At 41.8% G+C, this 17,661-nt stretch carries 14 protein-coding genes; 8 read left to right on the top strand and 6 right to left on the bottom strand.

The features are described 5' to 3' along the window. Window positions 1-167 precede the first annotated feature (167 nt). Entirely contained in the window at window positions 168-1,793 is a 1,626-nt protein-coding gene (locus ACMXYR_RS11170; protein WP_415901634.1) for a methyl-accepting chemotaxis protein, read from the bottom strand. 247 nt (window positions 1,794-2,040) lie between these two features. Continuing rightward, on the bottom strand, window positions 2,041-2,832 hold the full coding sequence (locus ACMXYR_RS11165) for an AraC family transcriptional regulator (RefSeq protein WP_415901633.1): 792 nt from the start codon (window positions 2,830-2,832) through the stop codon (window positions 2,041-2,043). Between the two features lie 382 nt (window positions 2,833-3,214). Between ACMXYR_RS11165 and dctP the strand changes: the two genes are divergently transcribed. After that, window positions 3,215-4,285 (top strand): TRAP transporter substrate-binding protein DctP, encoded by a 1,071-nt coding sequence (gene dctP, locus ACMXYR_RS11160; RefSeq protein ID WP_415901632.1) that lies wholly within the window; start codon window positions 3,215-3,217, stop codon window positions 4,283-4,285. Continuing rightward, window positions 4,285-6,534: a putative bifunctional diguanylate cyclase/phosphodiesterase gene (locus tag ACMXYR_RS11155; RefSeq protein ID WP_415901631.1), complete on the top strand. Its 2,250-nt coding sequence runs from the start codon at window positions 4,285-4,287 to the stop codon at window positions 6,532-6,534. Before dctP ends, ACMXYR_RS11155 begins: the two co-directional genes overlap by 1 nt. Window positions 6,535-6,563: 29 nt before the next feature. Here the strand turns inward: ACMXYR_RS11155 and ACMXYR_RS11150 are convergent, their stop codons facing one another. The 3 genes from ACMXYR_RS11150 to ACMXYR_RS11140 all read right to left on the bottom strand — a co-directional run bounded on the left by ACMXYR_RS11150 (window position 6,564) and on the right by ACMXYR_RS11140 (window position 8,481). Then, window positions 6,564-7,142: a substrate-binding periplasmic protein gene (locus ACMXYR_RS11150; protein WP_415901630.1), complete on the bottom strand. Its 579-nt coding sequence runs from the start codon at window positions 7,140-7,142 to the stop codon at window positions 6,564-6,566. Window positions 7,143-7,445: 303 nt separating this feature from the next. Beyond that, a complete protein-coding gene (locus ACMXYR_RS11145) occupies window positions 7,446-7,859 on the bottom strand; it encodes an MmcQ/YjbR family DNA-binding protein (protein ID WP_415901629.1) in 414 nt (137 codons plus the stop codon). 100 nt (window positions 7,860-7,959) lie between these two features. Next, on the bottom strand, window positions 7,960-8,481 hold the full coding sequence (locus tag ACMXYR_RS11140) for a cytochrome P460 family protein (protein ID WP_415901628.1): 522 nt from the start codon (window positions 8,479-8,481) through the stop codon (window positions 7,960-7,962). Between the two features lie 269 nt (window positions 8,482-8,750). Between ACMXYR_RS11140 and ACMXYR_RS11135 the strand changes: the two genes are divergently transcribed. From ACMXYR_RS11135 to ACMXYR_RS11115, 5 genes are all read left to right on the top strand, one after another. Further along, the gene (locus tag ACMXYR_RS11135; protein ID WP_415901627.1) at window positions 8,751-10,745 is read left to right on the top strand and encodes a methyl-accepting chemotaxis protein; all 1,995 of its coding nucleotides are present in this window, start codon (window positions 8,751-8,753) and stop codon (window positions 10,743-10,745) included. Window positions 10,746-11,331: 586 nt separating this feature from the next. Continuing rightward, complete coding sequence (locus ACMXYR_RS11130; RefSeq protein ID WP_415901626.1) at window positions 11,332-13,344, top strand: methyl-accepting chemotaxis protein; 2,013 nt, start codon at window positions 11,332-11,334, stop codon at window positions 13,342-13,344. A gap of 154 nt (window positions 13,345-13,498) precedes the next feature. Continuing rightward, window positions 13,499-14,068: a phosphoribosyltransferase gene (locus ACMXYR_RS11125; RefSeq protein WP_415901625.1), complete on the top strand. Its 570-nt coding sequence runs from the start codon at window positions 13,499-13,501 to the stop codon at window positions 14,066-14,068. A gap of 37 nt (window positions 14,069-14,105) precedes the next feature. Further along, a complete protein-coding gene (locus ACMXYR_RS11120) occupies window positions 14,106-14,690 on the top strand; it encodes a DNA-3-methyladenine glycosylase I (protein ID WP_415901624.1) in 585 nt (194 codons plus the stop codon). 63 nt (window positions 14,691-14,753) lie between these two features. Continuing rightward, window positions 14,754-15,758, top strand: coding sequence for a class I SAM-dependent rRNA methyltransferase (locus ACMXYR_RS11115; protein WP_415901623.1), 1,005 nt, complete (start codon window positions 14,754-14,756; stop codon window positions 15,756-15,758). On the opposite strand, the gene ACMXYR_RS11110 is transcribed toward ACMXYR_RS11115, so the two are convergent. Then, entirely contained in the window at window positions 15,755-16,078 is a 324-nt protein-coding gene (locus ACMXYR_RS11110; protein WP_415901622.1) for an MGMT family protein, read from the bottom strand. The genes ACMXYR_RS11115 and ACMXYR_RS11110 overlap by 4 nt on opposite strands. Before the next feature lie 99 nt (window positions 16,079-16,177). On the opposite strand from ACMXYR_RS11110, the gene ACMXYR_RS11105 reads away from it, so the two are divergent. Then, on the top strand, window positions 16,178-17,644 hold the full coding sequence (locus ACMXYR_RS11105) for a protein adenylyltransferase SelO (RefSeq protein ID WP_415901621.1): 1,467 nt from the start codon (window positions 16,178-16,180) through the stop codon (window positions 17,642-17,644). The last annotated feature ends 17 nt before the right edge of the window (window positions 17,645-17,661 follow it).

The following is a 17,661-nucleotide window of genomic DNA, read 5'->3' as shown; positions in this document are numbered from 1 at the left end:
TTATTTTTAATAAGGCTCAATTAGTATTACCTTTTTTATAGCAGCCTTCGAAAGCTAATGATAGAGGGGAGTTGATGTGTTCGAGAATCTTAAGAGAAGAAATAGATTAATAGGGATTAAACAATAAGGAGTGGTAATGGCATTGCACCATTACCACTCGCTAAGTATTACACTTGGAAGTGCTGAACTTGTTGACGTAGCTCTCGTGCTAGAGAAGCGAGCTGTTCGCTATTGTTTGCTGTAAGTGTTGCGCCACCTTGGGTTTGTTCCGCAATCAATGAGATGTTATTTAGGTTGTTACTCATCTCTTCGGCTACTTGGCTTTGTTGTTGGACTACTTCTGCAACAGCACTGTTCATCTCCATGATCTGCTGAACATTGAGTACGATGTCATTGAGGTGTTCACCAGCTGAGGCCGCACGATCAATACAGTTTTGCGCTTCAGAATGACTGTTGCTCATCATACTGACTGCACCTTGGCAGGCGTTTTTCAGACGGTCGTTCAGTGATTGAATCTGGTCAGTTGATTCAGATGTACGCTTTGCTAGAACTCGGACTTCATCTGCGACTACGGCAAACCCTCGACCTTGCTCACCTGCTCGTGCTGCTTCAATCGCAGCATTTAGAGCAAGTAAATTTGTTTGATCAGAGATATCTCGGATAACACTGAGAATGCTTTCTACTTGTAGCGTGTCTTGTTCGAGCTTAGTAATCACATCGGCTTGGGACTGAACTTGCGCAGCGAGATCATTAATTGCAGAGATTGTGGTTCGAACAATTTCATCTCCCAAGCGTGCAGTACTTTCTGCTTGCACAGTTATCTCTGCAGTTTGTTGGGCATTGTTTGCAACATCTTGTGCAGTTGCTGACATCTCTTGCATAGCGGTTGCCAATAACTGAGTCTCACCATGTTGCTGTTTAACGCCTGCGGAAGTTTGTTCAGTTGTTGAAGCCATTTGTTCTGCTGAACTCAGAATATGGTGGCTTGAGTTAGTCAGTTTTTGAATCAGCTGTTGTTGGATATCAAGGGTATGGTTTATCGCTTTACTAACATCGCCCAACTCATCTTGGTTTTTAATATCAATTCGAGCCATTAGTTTGCCTTTAGCGACATTCTCCATAACTTTGGTCATGTGACTTAGTGGCTGAGTGATAGAGCGTGAAATGATACTAGATAGCCAAACGACGAATGGGATAACAACAGCCAGGAAAACTAAAGCTTCTGTTAGTCTTGAATAAAAACTGGCATCTAAATCATCAACATAAACGCCTGTACCGATCACCCAACCCCAAGGTTCAAAAAGTTTGAAGTAGGAAATCTTTTCTACCGCGATACTTTTACCTGGTCGAGGCCATAGATAATCTTCATAGCCTTCGTTATTTTGACGTGCAGTATTAGCAATATTTGTGAATAGGGCTTTGCCCTGGCCGTCTTTAAAACTGCTCATATCTTTGCCATCAAGTTCAGGCTTGATGGGGTGCATGATCATGCGAGAATCAAGATCATTGATCCATACATAATTGTCATTGTCATAGCGCATCGCTTGAAGGGCTGAAAGCGCTTGAGTTTGAGCGGTGGTTTGGTTCAAAACACCTGCAGCTTGCTGTTGCTGGAAATGGTCAATAATACTGTATGCCATAGATACAGCATGATTGGACTGAAGTTTTCGCTCTTGTAATAAATCTGCTCTGTATTCCCAGAGGTCGTACGCCTTCATAGCGATACTCACACTGAGTAATAACAGGATGATTGCTGTTAACTTGTGAGTAACAGACATCTTAGTGACAACCATCGTACTTAGACCCTTTAGTAATTAGGTTATATCGAATTTCCGCTTATTAGTGTTCAATCGATGATCACTTTATATTAGGAATCATATAAGTAACCGAAGGTATTGTTTTTATGATGCTTTCTGAGGGACTTTGAGGAGTAAATAACCATTTGAAAATAAAGGTTAATTTGCTGTTTTGTAAACGGTTGTTTTAATTAGTATGGAGCAGGCTTATAAGTACTGGGGAGCCTGCTCTATACATGTTTATTTAATTTATTAAGCAATATATGCGCGTAAGTAGTTCTGAGGGAGGCGTATTTTTGGGATCATTTAGATACTCTTCGAAGGGAGGAAAGTCGGCTGCTTCCATACCACTTTGTGGTAGCCACTCTCCGAAGAACCAATCATACGGTTTTTCTAGCTCTGCATAGGGGCCTCTAAATAGAATTGTTGAGCATCTACCCGCGGGTATTTCTATATATTCTGGTGGGTTTGTATCGGCTTCGCTAAGAGGTGCCTCTATCGTCATGCAGGCAAGGGAGCGTAGTTCAGATTTTAGTATGCTGCCTGGGTCATTGTAATAGATACCAAACGAACGAGTTTTGTCGGTGACAAGATCATGAGTTCCGGCAAACAGAAACAGTTTTTCAAATGCTTGTCCTATATTCATGTAGTCCCCCTGATGTTCGTACCCGATCAGGCCCTGTTTTTCTAGATTAATAAATTCGACATCAAACATGTTCCCTTGCTCTTGAGCTATATGTGGGATATCAGCATGAAAACTCTTTTCCTGAGGTGAATGCTGTTGATGGCCTGCTCGATATGCTCTAGGTGTCTCTTCGTATTGCTTATGAAAAGCGCGGCTAAACGCTTCTAAACTGGTATAGGAAACTGACTGTGCAATGGCTAGTATCGAGTGATCAGTCCGAATGAGTTTTGAGGCTGCTTTTTGCAGGCGAAGACGGCGTACCGTAGCGTTAATGGCTTCATCTGCGACTCTTCGATAGATCCGGTGGAAGTGGTAGGGAGGCATAGCGACAATATCAGCCAGAATGTTCACATCTAAATTCTTATCCAGATTCTCGTAGATATAGTCGATTACTTTACATAACCGACGTCTGTAGTTGTTTTCGGTACTTTTTTTGATGTGTCTCCTCCTATCTCCATGCTAAAGGAACTCTATTTGATAATGTTTGCGCACTTTATAGTAACGTCGATTATTAAAAATAATTTAGATCTTAAGTTGTTGAAATGAAGGGGTTTTGTGGAGGTTTGTTAGTTAATAATCCTATGATTAATAAGGAGACTGTGATACCAATAGTGATAACTAGATTCCTATTACACTTTGAGAAAGAGAGTGAATAGACAGAAGCGCATTAGTTTCTATAGTTAATTTTGAACCCAATTGCAGTTGTGAAGTTATAGTCTGTCTGGAGTAGATTATGTTTCATCAGGTCTTAAAGTTCCTTCTTCTATCCTTCTCTTCTATGTTGTTACTGCTGGGAGTTTCTGGCTGTACTGAGAAAGAAGAAAAGATATATACATGGCAGTTGCAGTCACAGGCGACTGAAACCAGCATTGATTTTAAAGAGCTCAAGCGTTTTGCTAATAATGTCAAAGTGATGAGTGCTGGGCGTTTAATTATTAAGGCTCACCCTGGTGGTGTAATTACAGGTGGCCCAGATATCTATAATGCGGTTAAAGAGCGTCGAGTTGAAATGGGTAATGGTTGGCCAAATTGGTGGTCAGGTCAGCATCCAGCTTGGGCTTTGATGAATGCTGGGCCATTTGATTTTATGAACCTTGATGGCTCGATGATGTTTTTTTATGCTGGAGAAGGTCAACGACTAGCAAATGAACTAGCAAGCCCTGATGGTTTAATGTGGCGTCCAGCTTGGTGGGCTGGAATGGAGTTTGGGTTACTGTCGAAAACCGAGATTACAGGTTTAGATGACCTTCACGCTAAAAAAATTCGTATCGGCCCAGGCTTACCAGGCGAAGTTTTAGCTGCAGCTGCTGGTGCTTATACACTTCCAACCGTACCTCAGGAGATACGCCCTGCGTTGGAAAATGGTGATCTTGATGCTGTGGAGTGGACCACCGCAGGTGGGGCTTGGAATCTTGGTTTGCATGATATCAGTAAGCATGCAATTGTCCCTGCAATCTGGCAACCATCTGTACTCGCTGATTTCCTAATCAACAAAGAGGCCTTCGATGAATTACCACCTGATTTGCAGGCTATTCTTGAAACGGCCATTAAGTCCTATACTTTAACCACTACGTTGAAGGCGAAAACGGAAGATTTTGAGGCCTTTAATCTATTCTTAGCGAATGATTTTAATATTAATACATGGAGCCCCGAGGATATTGAGCGTTGGAGACTTGTGTCTGATAGTATCTTAGACGACTACGCTTCTCGTGATCCATTGAGTAAGAAAATCATTGAGAAAAAACAAGAGTTCAAGGACGCTTACAACAACTATTATCAATGGTTTGGGCCATACGATAAATAATGTTTAGTAGACTGACCGTTCGTCTCCTTGTCATTCTGAGTTTAATCACTTTCTTGGTAATGACTGTTTTTGTGATCGTGCGATTTAGCGTTGCTTCCGAATTAATGCAGAGCAATTTGCAAGAGCGAGGCCACTCGGTTGCAGAGCGCGTGGCTAACTCGGTTAGGCCTACAATCTGGAACGTCTATAAAAAAGCTTATGATCGTACTTATTCCGTAGAGTTAGCCTCCGCTATTTTAGATTCAGAAATGGCTTCACCCTTTGTGGAGGGGATTAAGGTCTACGGGAATTTTGGTCACCTTTATATGGGCCGAATCAAAATTGATGGTGAGATCCGCCAATTTGAGGAGAAAAAGCACGCTGGTGTCTGGACTGGCTTTGATAACCGAATCCGCTATCCGATAAATAGTGGTGAGGTTAGCATCGGTAATGTGGAGGTAAGTTACAGCGATAAAGCTTTAACCGAAAGCCTCTACCAAAATCTTATCGTGGAAATTACTCAAGTAGCGGTAGTTAGTCTGCTGTTTGTAGGTTCACTTTATATCATTCTACGATTTGCGCTTGTATCCCCCATGCGCTCACTTCAAGTAGCTCAACGAGCCTTAGATTCTTTAGATGAAGCTGTGTTTGTAACCAATGAGTACGGCAGCTTAGTCGATATTAATCCTGCTTACAGCAAAATAACCTTTTATCAAGAAAGCGAGATCTTAGGGTTGCTTCCTGATATCCAGCCTCTAGATGATAGTAGTGTGGATTTTAGAGCCATGGTGGCTGATAACTTTCTTCACGAAGGTAGTTGGTCGGGTGAGGTTATTGGGCGGAAAAAAGATGGTAGTACTTTTCCTGGCTGGTTGAATCTAAATAGGGTAGAGCGCCAAGACGATGAGGTTACATATGTTGGTGTCTTATCGGATATTGCAGATAAAAAAGAGTCGGAAGCAAAGCTTCATGCCTTAGCTTATTACGATTCGTTGACTGATATGCCTAATCGTCATTCTTTCTTGATGCGTTTAGATGAAGAGATTAAACGTGCACGAAGGGAAAAATCTAAAGTGGGATTACTCTATTTAGATTTGGATAACTTTAAATGGGCAAATGATCAGTTTGGGCATGCCGTCGGGGATAAATTACTTATCAGTGCTGCTGAAAAATTTAAAAAGCGTTTAAGGGATTCGGATAATTTATATCGAATTGGTGGTGATGAATTCACTGTAATTGTGACCCATTTTGATGATGCCACTGACCTAATTGGTCTCGCTGATGATCTGGTTGTGCAAGCCGGTGAAGATTTTATTATTGATGGTCATGTAATAAAACCGGGAGCGAGTGTTGGTATCTCTACTTTCCCTAATGACTCTGATAATGGAAAAGACCTTATCATTCAGGCGGATACTGCTATGTACCAGGCCAAGGAAGCTGGCCGAGGGCAAGTACGCTTTTTCTCCTCTGATTTGGAACTGCAAAGGCAGGCTCAACAGCGAATTGAACAAGAGCTCAAGCAAGCGCTGAGTAATAACGAGCTTCAATTGTTCTATCAACCTAAAGTTCGAATACAAGATGGCAAGTATGTTTATGACAGTGCTGAAGCGTTGATTCGCTGGTTGGATGATGGCGAGGTGGTTTATCACCCAGATCAATTTATAGAGATAGCAGAAAAGAGCGACCTTATCTGCGACTTAGGCTATTGGGTAATTTTTCAAGTATGTAAGCAGTTAGCTGAATGGAAAGAGGAGGGAATCGTTGGACATAAAGTTGCTATCAATCTTTCTCCGAGACAGCTTAAAGACGCTAACCTATTTGATTATCTGCTGGAGAGAATGACACGCTTTGATATAGACCCAGGGCAGCTTGAGCTAGAGATTACTGAATATGCAGTCATAGAAAACATTGAGCATTCTGTAAGTACTCTTAACAAACTGAAAACACTCGGTGTTTCTATTGCGATGGATGACTTTGGTACAGGTTATTCTTCTTTGAGCTATCTTAAGCAGTTGCCTGTTGATGTTTTGAAAATTGATCGGTCATTTATCCATACTTTGCCATTTGAGCAGGGTGATATAGCGATTGTAAATGCAATTTTCTCTATGGCAGCGGCATTGAACATAGAGGTGGTGGCAGAAGGTGTTGAGACTAAGGATCAGTTGGAGTTTTTAATTAGGCATAAATGCCATATGGCACAGGGATACTATTTTTCTAAGCCTTTAGCTCCAACTAACTATGCTGCTTGGTTAGAGAAACAGCTCGTTTGATATCGCTCACCTATATAGTCTGATGGGTACTATTCATAGTACTTTTTCTCCAGTTTATCGATGAAGCCTGAATCATCGAGATATTTTAGTGCTTTCTCTAGCTTATACGGCAGGCTTTCAGGTAAAAGCTTATCTGGCTCGTTATTAATCGTTAACGCTAAATCGGATCTATATTTCGGATTATCTACGCGTTGGTAGTGTGGAGAGAGCTTTGAAAAACCTAAGTACATTGGTTCTTCTGCAGAGCAGCAAGGGTGTATTTTAATTTTCGAATTGGGATTTCTTTTCAGATAATAACGAATGGTATCGCTTTGGTATTGATAATAGTCTGCGCGCTCTTGTTCTAGCATTTCTATGGCGCGCGACAATTCTAAGTTCTCCACCACGACTACGATGACCCCTTTTTCAGCAGCCCCATATGTAGGGCTGCCATTGGGAACTAACATAGATCGCCCTCGCATATCCTCTATTCTCCTAACCTCAGGACTCTTATTAAGAGATATAACTTTAAGGCCTGTAGTCAGTCCATTTGGAACATAGAAGGTATAAGGTTGGCGTTCTAGAGAGAAGTTAAATCCAGGATAAAAGTCTATAGTGCCATCTTTCATGGCGTGAAGAATTCTTTTCTTGGGAAGCCGTACGATCCTTAGAGTGCAGTTGATTAGTGCGCTAGCTTTCGAATAGAGATCTTTGTACAGGCCTGAATTATCGGGTGCTTTTTGGATTAAGGGTACTCTCTCGCTGGTGCGGTAACCCATAGTCAAAGTACATGCATTGGCGAAAATTGGCACTAGGGCTAATAGTAATAGGACGCACAGATTTTTGCTCATAAAGCCGATCTTTTCTTTTTAGTCTAGCTCCCATAAAAGAAAATGAAAAAGCGATAGCGGTTTGTTTTCTTATAAGGATTACTATCGGTAGAGTTGCTCTAGTGGATAAGTAAGTTCTAGGTTGATACGCTCGTTTTTTTTAAGACTTTTGACGACCAAGGCGTAAGATCGATCGATAAGGCGTTCAATCTCTTTAGCTGGCATTGAATCTTTTAAGACGACGCTGATCCAGTGCTTTTTCGACATGTGATAAGCGCTAAGTACTTCAGGAAATATATCCTTAAGAATGATAGCTTCTTCTGGATCGCATTTTAGATTGAGGAAGTGGTGATTAGCGAATTCAGGTCCTAGTTCTTTTCCAGTCGTTCCACACTGTCCTAACAATGCAAACATTTTCCCTTTGACCTTAAATACCGGAACATCCGGCATAAAGGGGAAGTCCAGAATTGATTCCGGGCGGGATAAACAATATTCCTGAGCGCTTTTCGCATCCATCTGTTCGCACAATGATCTGATTGGCTATGAAAAAATAAAACCCTGATTCAAGCATAATATCTGATAAAACCAGGGTATAGAATATCGCTATAATAGGCGATTACTTCATCGCTTGTTCTGTAAGGATATGTTCGTAAGAGAAAAGGTGATGGCTGTCTTTATAAGGCGCGTGACAAGCAGCGCAAGCAGTTAGATCTTTGTTAGCGCGTTTACCATCAGGCTTAAATGCTGCGAAATCCCAATCATCGTTACCTAAACCCTCTGGGTATTCGGCGGCAGAACCTTCGCGGCGCTCCATTACTGCGACAAGCGCAAATTTGTCTTTAAGTCGTTGACCCAGTTTAGAGGTAAGAACATTACCGTCGGCGTCTTTTCTCGCTTTATAGACCTCTGCAACAATCACAGAACCGTAAGGTAATTGCCCATTTTCCTGAGTGCCGCTCAGACCTTTATCGTTGATATATAGGCGAATGTATTGGTCGTGATTTTGAGTACGGTTGAGGGATAAATAAGGGGTGAAATTGGTTTTATAGTCTGCAGGAAAATCAACCTGATCACCTGGACCTGCCCAGCACAGAGTAGTCGTTAACAGCCCTGCTGCCATAGTGGATAGGAGTTTCATTTTACATCCTCGCTGTATTTATTTTTGTAGTAGAAAGATATCTTTTAGATGTATTTATAATGCATGTTATGTGCTTGATCAACTCTATTTGTGATTCTAGATGGGTTACAAGTGTAGTGTAGTTGTTTGGCTATGAAACTAATTCAAGCTAGAACTGTTATGACTAACTATTAAAAATGGCAGTTTACTTTATTTGGTCTACAGTGCATGGAGCACGCACAAAATGTGCAGGGATGTAGATTTAAATTTGTTGCAAGGAGGGCTGTGCGATGTTCCGCTCACTCACTATTCGTAAAAAAATCTTAATGTCATTACTTTTGATGGGGCTTGTGCCTTTGTTGATTGCTATCAGTGTCGCAATTATTGATAGTAGTAATGCACTTGAAAGTTCAGTTTATCAACAGCTCACAGGTATACGAGAAATCAAAAAGAGGCAAATAGAGAACTATTTTGCAGAAAGGGAGATTGATCTAAACCAGCTGGCTGAAATTGTACGTTTAAGGCAGCCTAGTCAGCTAGATGATCCTGAACCCTACAAGGTATCCGCTTCCTCGGACCAAGCATATTCGAATTTTCAAAAACAAGGTGGTTACTATGATTTGTTTTTGATTAATCCTCGTGGAGATATTTTTTATACGGTAGAGAGGGAGCCTGATTTTGGTACTAACCTGATGACAGGTGCTTATGCAGATTCAAATTTAGCACGCTTGTTTAAACAAGTACTAGGATCTGGACAATTTGGTATTACTGACTTTGCTCCTTATGCTCCTTCAAATGGTGCGGCAGCAGCGTTTATAGCGCTACCTATTATGAATGCTGAGGGGACTATCGAACTTGTGGTTGCTTTGCAGTTATCGATTACAGATATCAACAGCATTATGGGAGAACGTAATGGCTTAGGTGAGACTGGGGAAACCTATTTGGTCGGACCCGATCATTTAATGCGATCAGACTCATTTTTGGATCCTGTTCACCATACTGTTTTAGCGTCTTTCGCAAATCCAGATAAAGGCAAGGTTGATACTCAAGCCGCGAATGACGCTTTAGCTCAAAAAACCGGCACAAACATCATTATTGATTACAACGGCAATCCGGTTTTATCTTCCTATACACCGGTTACTATTCAAGGTTTGCAATGGGCCTTATTAGCTGAAATGGATGAAGCTGAAGCGTTTGCCCCTATATATGATTTGCAGTGGTTGTTGGGATCTCTGCTAATTAGTTCGTTAATCATTATTGTTCTTGTTGCTTTGAAGCTAGCGGGTTCACTTGCGAACCCTATCAGTCGCATTTCACAACATATGAAAGAAATAGCCAGTGGCAGTGGTGATCTCACAGTTGAATTAGAAGTGAAAGGCAGCGATGAAATTGCTTTATTGTCGAGTCGTTTTAATACTTTTGTAAATAAGATTAGAAATACTGTTAGTGATGTTGCTGAATCAACCCAAGTAATGGCCGAGGCTACTGAGCAATTATCTCAAAATGTGGACACAACTCAGGTTTCAATTAATCAACAACAACAAGACACAAGCCAAGCAGCAGCGGCTATTAATCAGATGACATCTGCTGTGCAGCAAGTTGCATGTAGTACCAGTGAAGCGCTGGCCGTTACGCATCAAGCGCAAACTGATGTCGAAACAGGTCTAAGAGTCACACAGGAAACCATTGATGTGATCAATGCATTAGCATCTGAGGTTGAGCAAGCTAATCAGGTTATTCAGAGACTGAATATGCAAAGTGATTCAGTAACGACTGTTCTCGAAGTCATTAGAGATATTGCTGACCAAACAAATTTACTAGCCTTAAATGCAGCAATAGAAGCCGCTCGCGCAGGAGACAGCGGTCGAGGGTTTTCAGTCGTGGCTGATGAAGTACGTAATCTTGCACAAAGAACTCAAGCTTCTACCGAGGAGATTGATACCATCATTACTGATCTACAAGGATATGCCCGTAGTTCGATGGATGTGATGAACAAAGGTAAGGTCATAGCTGCTAGCGGTGTTGAACAGGCAGCGGAAACAGGAGCAGCACTGGAGCGTATTATTATTTCAGTTAACCATCTCACAGAGATGAATACTCAAATAGCGACTGCTTCAGAACAACAAGCGCAAGTATCTGAAGAGATTAATCGCAGCATTTTAAGTATCGATCAGATTGCACAGGTTAATGCTGATGGCGCTAGCCAAACACAAGAATCTAATCTTCGCTTGTCTGAACTGAGCAGCCGTTTGAAGCGCTTAGTTGGGGAGTTTAAATTGGCTTAGATTAGATTGAATTTGTGTTGCTTGAATTTGATTTATGGTTAATGGGGCAGCTTTTTAAGCTGCCTGACCAAGCCATAAATTGTTTTTGTTAGTCTATTAGGATCCCTTGGCGTTGTTTGAGGCTTGTATAGGGTTCTTATTTCATAGTGAATGAGTATCGATTGAATAACCACCTTTTTTAAGAATCCGCTCCTAGTGTTAAAGAGCAATATGGAAAAGGAGGATAGGGCTTTATGCATAATTCGTAGCTTCCCTCTTGGATAAAGCTCTAGTAACAATACCTATTTGTTTTATCGTGTTTAATGCGATGAATTATTTATTGCTTTCCCCTCTCAATAAAACCCTTTGATTACTTATGGTTACTTTACGAAAAGAGAGTAAGGATCTATAACTTACTAGTGCTTTGGGTTTGTTTGGGTGCTGCTTAAGTATCGTTTTGTTCTGTCGCGGTTGTTTAAAAGCCCCTTGAATAGCTTTAATTCGATAAAGTTCAGAAAAGTCTGTAAAGATTTGTAGTTATATATTGCTGAAACGTCTTTTTTCTAAGAAAAATAGCGGCGTTTTTTCGCAAAAGGGTGGAAGTAGAATGTCTTGGTTTGGCCGTAATAAAACCTCAAAAAACACTGTTGCTGATAGCGATGTCATTAAGGTTAAGTCCCTAAGTAGTAGAGAGATATCTCAACAAAACCTAGAATCTTTGAATTTCCAAGGCTCATCTACTGCACTTGTTTTAGCCTTTATCTCACCGCATTTGGATTTTGAAGGGACTGTTCGCCAGCTAAAATCTGCTTTGCCAGATGTCTCTAAAGTTGTCGGTATCATGACTGCGGGGGAATTGAGTTCCTGCGGTGCTAGCCTTTACCACGACGCTGATAATCATTGGGATCACATTGTAGTTCAAAGCTATAGTCAGGCTGTTTTCGCGGATGTTCATATAAGTTCTATTCCTCTTCATTGTGAAGATATTAGATCTGGCAATGTAACGATGACGCGCAAAGAGCGTGTTAATAAACTTACCTCAGAATTTAGTCGCGTTAATGTACCTTTCGACATTAACTATCAAGATACGTTAGCGTTGACATTCTTCGATGGCTTATCAGCAAGTGAAAACTTTTTCATGCAAGGTTTGTATGAAAGTGGTGAATTTCCATGTTATTTCGTTGGGGGATCAGCTGGCGGTAAGTTAGATTTCCAGCAAGCGTTGGTTTATGACGGCGATCGCGTCGCACATAACCAAGCTGTAGTGATCTTTGTTAAGTTAGCTGAAAATACTCGTTATGGAGTGTTTAAGTCTCATAACTTTGAAAAAACGCCTACCTCCTTTGTTATTGCAGAATCCGATGTACATTCTCGTGTAGTTAAATCTGTTATTAAGGATGGCAACTATCAGCTAACCAGCATTGTTGATCTGCTATGTGAACACTTTAACTGTTCGGCATCTAACTTAGGTGATGCTTTGAATGGCTACTCATTTGCGGTAGAGATTGGTGGTGAGCTGTTCGTACGTTCTATCGCAGGTATAAACGAAGCTGATGGTAGTATCGCTTTCTTCTGTGACTTAGACTTTGGTGATCGTCTATTTTTGGTTAAGGCGAAGGACTTTGCACAAAGTACGAGTCAATCTTTCCGTAACTTTATGCATGGCAAACCAGGCAAGCCTGTAGCGATGTTAGCAAATGATTGTGTTTTACGTCGTTTAAACAATGCGATGAATTTGTCGCAAGTGCATGATTTTGACGATATCAAAGTAGCGGGCTTCTCGACTTTTGGTGAGCTGCTGGGTGTACATATGAACCAAACGCTAACTGCGTTGTTCTTTTTTAAAGTACAGCCAGGCGAACAGTTCAAAGATGAGTATGCGGATAAGTTTCCGTTCCACTACAGTAATTTCCGTCAATACTTCTTAAATTCTCGTATCAATAGTTTGGAGCAGATTAACCAACTTCAAAGTAACCTCGTTGAATGCATGGGTGAATATCGTCCATTGTTACGAAAAATGGTCGATAGCTTTGGTCAAGTTGCAGGATATGCACAAAGTACAGGTAGTGTGTTGAATGATATCCAGCGAAGATTCCTTGGTTTCTCGCAAGATATAGAAACTCAGAGCAGTGATCGTCAGGCGCTGCACACGAAGGTTGAAGATCTGAAACATAATTCAGAAGAAGTGTTATCCATCTTGAACGTTATCTCGGGCATTGCGGATCAAACCAACCTGTTGGCATTGAATGCTGCAATTGAGGCAGCACGAGCCGGTGAAGCTGGTCGCGGGTTTGCCGTAGTAGCGGATGAAGTACGTCAGCTTTCTCATAATACCCAGCAAAGCTTGGATCAAACAGGTAAAACAGTTGATGCGGTAACAAGCTCTATAAGCTCCATCCGTGAAACAATCACCGATACTGAAGAGTTTATGGTGCAGATCTCAGATAGTTCGAAGAACTTAAGTACTGAGATGCAGAGTTTAGTTGAGTCCTCTACGCAAGCAGATCAACAAGTACGCGATAGCATTGATTACATCTCTGATGTTGAATCAGAGATGGATCATATTGATCGTGAAGTAGAAGCGATCGATCGTCTAAGGCAGTTAGATATTCAGCGTTAAACTTGATCGTAAACTTCAAAAAGCCACATCAGTATGTGGCTTTTTTTGTTTTTGGCATATGAATACTGCTATAAATAGTGAATGCCGTGATCGTCACCCAGAAAATGAAAGGCTATGATACTCCTCATATTTTTTAGTGGGTGAATAAGGTCGGATGAATAAGGTTTACATAAGCGCTCAACAATTACTGGAAGACTCTACCCAGATGGCGCTGCAGATTTTTGAAAGTGGTTTCCGCCCCGATTACATCGTCGGTGTTTGGCGAGGAGGGGCACCCGTCGGGATCTCTGTACAGGAAGTGTTAGCATGTCTTGGAGTTCAGTCTGACCATATAGCGATACGAACCTCATCTTACACCGGTATAGGTGAGCGCAGCCGACAGATCAAAGTACATGGCCTAACTTACCTTATTAAACGCTTAGAGTCTGAAGACTCATTGCTTATTGTTGATGATGTGCATGATTCCGGTTTAAGTATTGCTGAGACGATCAAAGAGATTAAAGCCGCTTGTAAGAAAAATACGCCAGAAATCAGAATCGCTACCCCCTATTACAAACCAGAGAATAACCAAACAGATTCAGAACCTGATTTTTATGTGCATAAAAGTCATGATTGGTTAGTGTTTCCTCATGAACTTGAAGGTTTGACTCAAACTGAAATTTTACAGAATAAGCCGGAATTTTCGGCTGTTGTAGCGAAGATGGCAGAGTTAGGGCGTTTTTAAGAGTCTGGTCGCTATTAACGATCTAATTGGAAATCATATGAAAGTATCTGAGAGAGATGGCAAAAAGCGTTGTTTTGGTAATAAACCGGGACAAGAGTTTTATGCGGATTATCATGATAATGAGTGGGGCATTCCTGAACACGATGATCGAAAGCTCTTTGAGATGTTGATCCTTGAAGGGGCACAAGCTGGCTTAAGCTGGGAAACGGTTTTGCGTAAAAGGGAAGGGTATCGTAAAGCCTTTTATAACTTTGATGTCGAAAAAGTTATGAATATGACTGACGCAGAGTTGGAAGCGCTTCGTGAAAACCCAGACATCATCCGCAATAAGCTTAAGATCTATTCCGCACGTAAAAATGCACTAGCTTTCCGAGCGATACAGAAGGAATTTGGCTCGTTCTCCAATTATCTGTGGGCCTATGTCGATAACACACAGGTTGTGAATCATTGGCAGAAATTTGAAGAAGTGCCAGTGACTACTGAGATCAGTGATGCGGTTTCGAAAGATCTTAAAAAACGTGGTATGTCGTTTGTAGGCTCAACAATCATCTATGCCTATATGCAAGCTGTAGGATTAGTTGATGATCACCTAGCCGATTGCTGGTGTCGAACAGATCGATAAATACTTAGCTGATAGGTAAGTGAAGAGGTACAATGCAGCGCTTCACTGCTTATGGACGTTCAAATGTCGGATCTTACTTCTCTGTTAAAGCATGCTGATTTAGCACGTGCTGATTTATTACCTGCGTTGCATGCTGAAAATACCAACTGTTATCGTCTGTTTCATGGTACGAATGAGGGTGCATCCGGTTTAACTATTGATCGTTATGGCCCGCAGCTGTTAATCCAGACGTTCCACGAGGCTTTATCAGCTGACCAAGTTGACCTAATCAGTGACCATTACGCGTCTCTATTTGATATAGAAGAGGTGGTATATAACGATCGCAGCGCGCGTAACTCTCGTCGTGAAGATGAGCATAACAAACGCGGATTAGAACTCGTCGGTCAGGAGCTAGGTATTAATTACCGTGTGAGAGGTAAACATGCCGGTCAAGATCCTTTGTTATTTCTAGACATGCGTGTTGGTCGTCGTTACGTTCAAGAACATGCAACAGATAAGTCTGTCTTGAACTTATTCTCCTATACCTGCGGTGTCGGTGTTTGTGCAGCAGCTGCGGGCGCATCTAAAGTGGTGAATGTCGACTTTGCCGAGCGGAACCTAGATGTAGGTAGAGAGAATGCCAAGCTTAATCAGCTCTCTGAAGATCGTATTGAGTTTATACAGAGCGACTTCTTTACCGCAGCGAAACAGTTTGCAGGCATTCCGATTAAGCAGCGTGTAAAGAGAGGTCAGAAACCTCGTCAGTATCTTAAGCTTGATGAGCAGCAGTTTGATCTGGTCTATCTAGACCCACCGCGTTGGGCGAAAAGTCCTTTTGGTACTGTGGATTTGATCCGTGATTATCAAAGCGTTTTAAAACCATCCATCTTATCGACGAAACCCGGTGGAACTTTGGTGTGTACTAATAATGTTGCCAAAGTAGAGATGGGTGAGTGGCTAGATCTGGTTAAGCGTTGTGCAAATAAAGCAGGACAGCCTGTTGTGGATTATGAGTTGCTACAACCTGAAATTGATTTTCCGTCTGCTGACGGACAACACCCATTAAAAATAGCGGTACTGCATTTTTAAGGCTGCCAGCGATAATCTTTGAGCCTGATCTTACCTTTGATTAGGCTTATTCCTTCATTTTCTAATCGTTCCTTCTGACGAAGATAAGCTTCACTATCTTGCGGGAAAGATATCTTACCTTGGGCATTAATTACTCGATGCCAAGGTAGCTTCGTATCTTTAGGTAGTTGGCTTAGGGTTTTGCCCACTGCGCGAGCCATTTTCGGTAATCCCGCCAACTCAGCAACCTGACCATAAGTGGCTACTTTTCCTTCAGGAATCACGGCAACGATCTGCCAGATCTTCTCTTGATAACTTGGGTTGTCAGAAGTGTTAGCCATAGCAGTGAAAATAACCTTATAAGAGAGGGGATGATAGTACCTGAGTAAAATGCTAGGGTAATAGTGAGTCTACACTAAAAGTTAAGGGATACTATCATCATGGCTTCGCTTGAAAATCTCAACTTTGATAACAGCTACTTGCGTTTGCCAAATCTGTTTTATCAACAGGTAAAGCCAACTCCCTTACGTGCTCCTTTTCTTATTGCATTTAATCCTGAAGTCGCAACTTTACTGGATCTGGATGCAAGTAGTGTCCAGCCTGAATATCTGGCTAAATACTTCAGTGGTCACGAACTATTGCCGGGCAGTGAGCCCCTTGCCATGAAATATACGGGGCACCAGTTTGGGGTTTATAACCCAGAACTCGGTGATGGTCGTGGTTTATTACTGGGGGAGGTTGTAAATAGTAAAGATGAGCGCTGGGATCTTCATCTGAAAGGCTCAGGCAAAACGGCGTTTTCTCGTTTTGGTGATGGTCGAGCTGTACTTCGCTCCAGCATCCGTGAGTATCTGATCAGTGAAGCTATGTCTGGTCTTGGTATTCCAACTACTCGCGCGTTGGCGTTGGTTGGAAGTGAAGAACAAGCGATGCGTGATGGCATGATGGAACCCTGCGCGGCACTCCTGCGAGTTACTCAATGTCATGTGCGCTTTGGACACTTTGAATACCTGTATTACTCTCGGCAGCATGATGAACTAAAAGTGCTGGCTGATTATTGTCTTGATCGTTTTTATCCTCAGTTTGAAGATACAGAAACCCCTTATCAGGCGATGTACGAAGAGGTGATTCAGCGCAGCGCTGAATTGGTCGCTAAATGGCAAGCTTATGGTTTTGTTCATGCTGTCTTAAATACTGACAATATGTCGATGCTAGGCGAAACATTCGATTATGGCCCGTTCAGCTTCTTGGATACTTATAAGCCGAAGTTTGTGAGTAATCATAATGATCATAAAGGCCGTTACGCTTTTGAGCGCCAGCCAGAAATTGTACAGTGGAATTTGTCCTGTCTAGGTCAGGCTTTATTAACATTGATTGATAAGGATGTTGTGATCGCGCTATTAGATAGCTACCCCGAGCGGTATAAAAAAGCAGAGCTAACTGAATTTAGACGTCGTTTAGGCTTACAGACAGAAGAGCAGTGCGACGATGAGCTTGTGCGTGAGTTACTGCAGCTATTTGTGCAGCAAAATGTCGATATGAATCGATTCTTCCGCACCCTCTCTAATTTTGATGGTAGTGATGAATCGATCGCTAATTTGATGAAGCTGATCAGCTATCCATCAGCTTTAACCCCTTGGTTGCTGAAGTACGAGCAGCGGTTAGAAAACGAACCTGCGAGTCAACCGATACGAAAAGCTCAAATGCGCTCAGTGAATCCTCAATTTATTTTGCGTAACTATATGGCGCAAGAGGCGATTCGATCCGCAACAGATGGTGATTTTACTTTAGTAAATGATCTGATGGTTCTACTGAAAAATCCAATGCAGGATAATTCAGCTTTTGAACACTATGCTGAAGCGCCTCCTGAATGGGCGGGCGGAATCTGCCTAACTTGTTCCTCTTAAAATTATTTTTATATAGA

Source organism: Neptuniibacter sp. QD29_5 (assembly GCF_047778125.1).
Taxonomy (GTDB): Bacteria; Pseudomonadota; Gammaproteobacteria; order Pseudomonadales; family Balneatricaceae; genus Neptuniibacter.
This window is presented reverse-complemented; position numbering and strand designations above follow the sequence as displayed.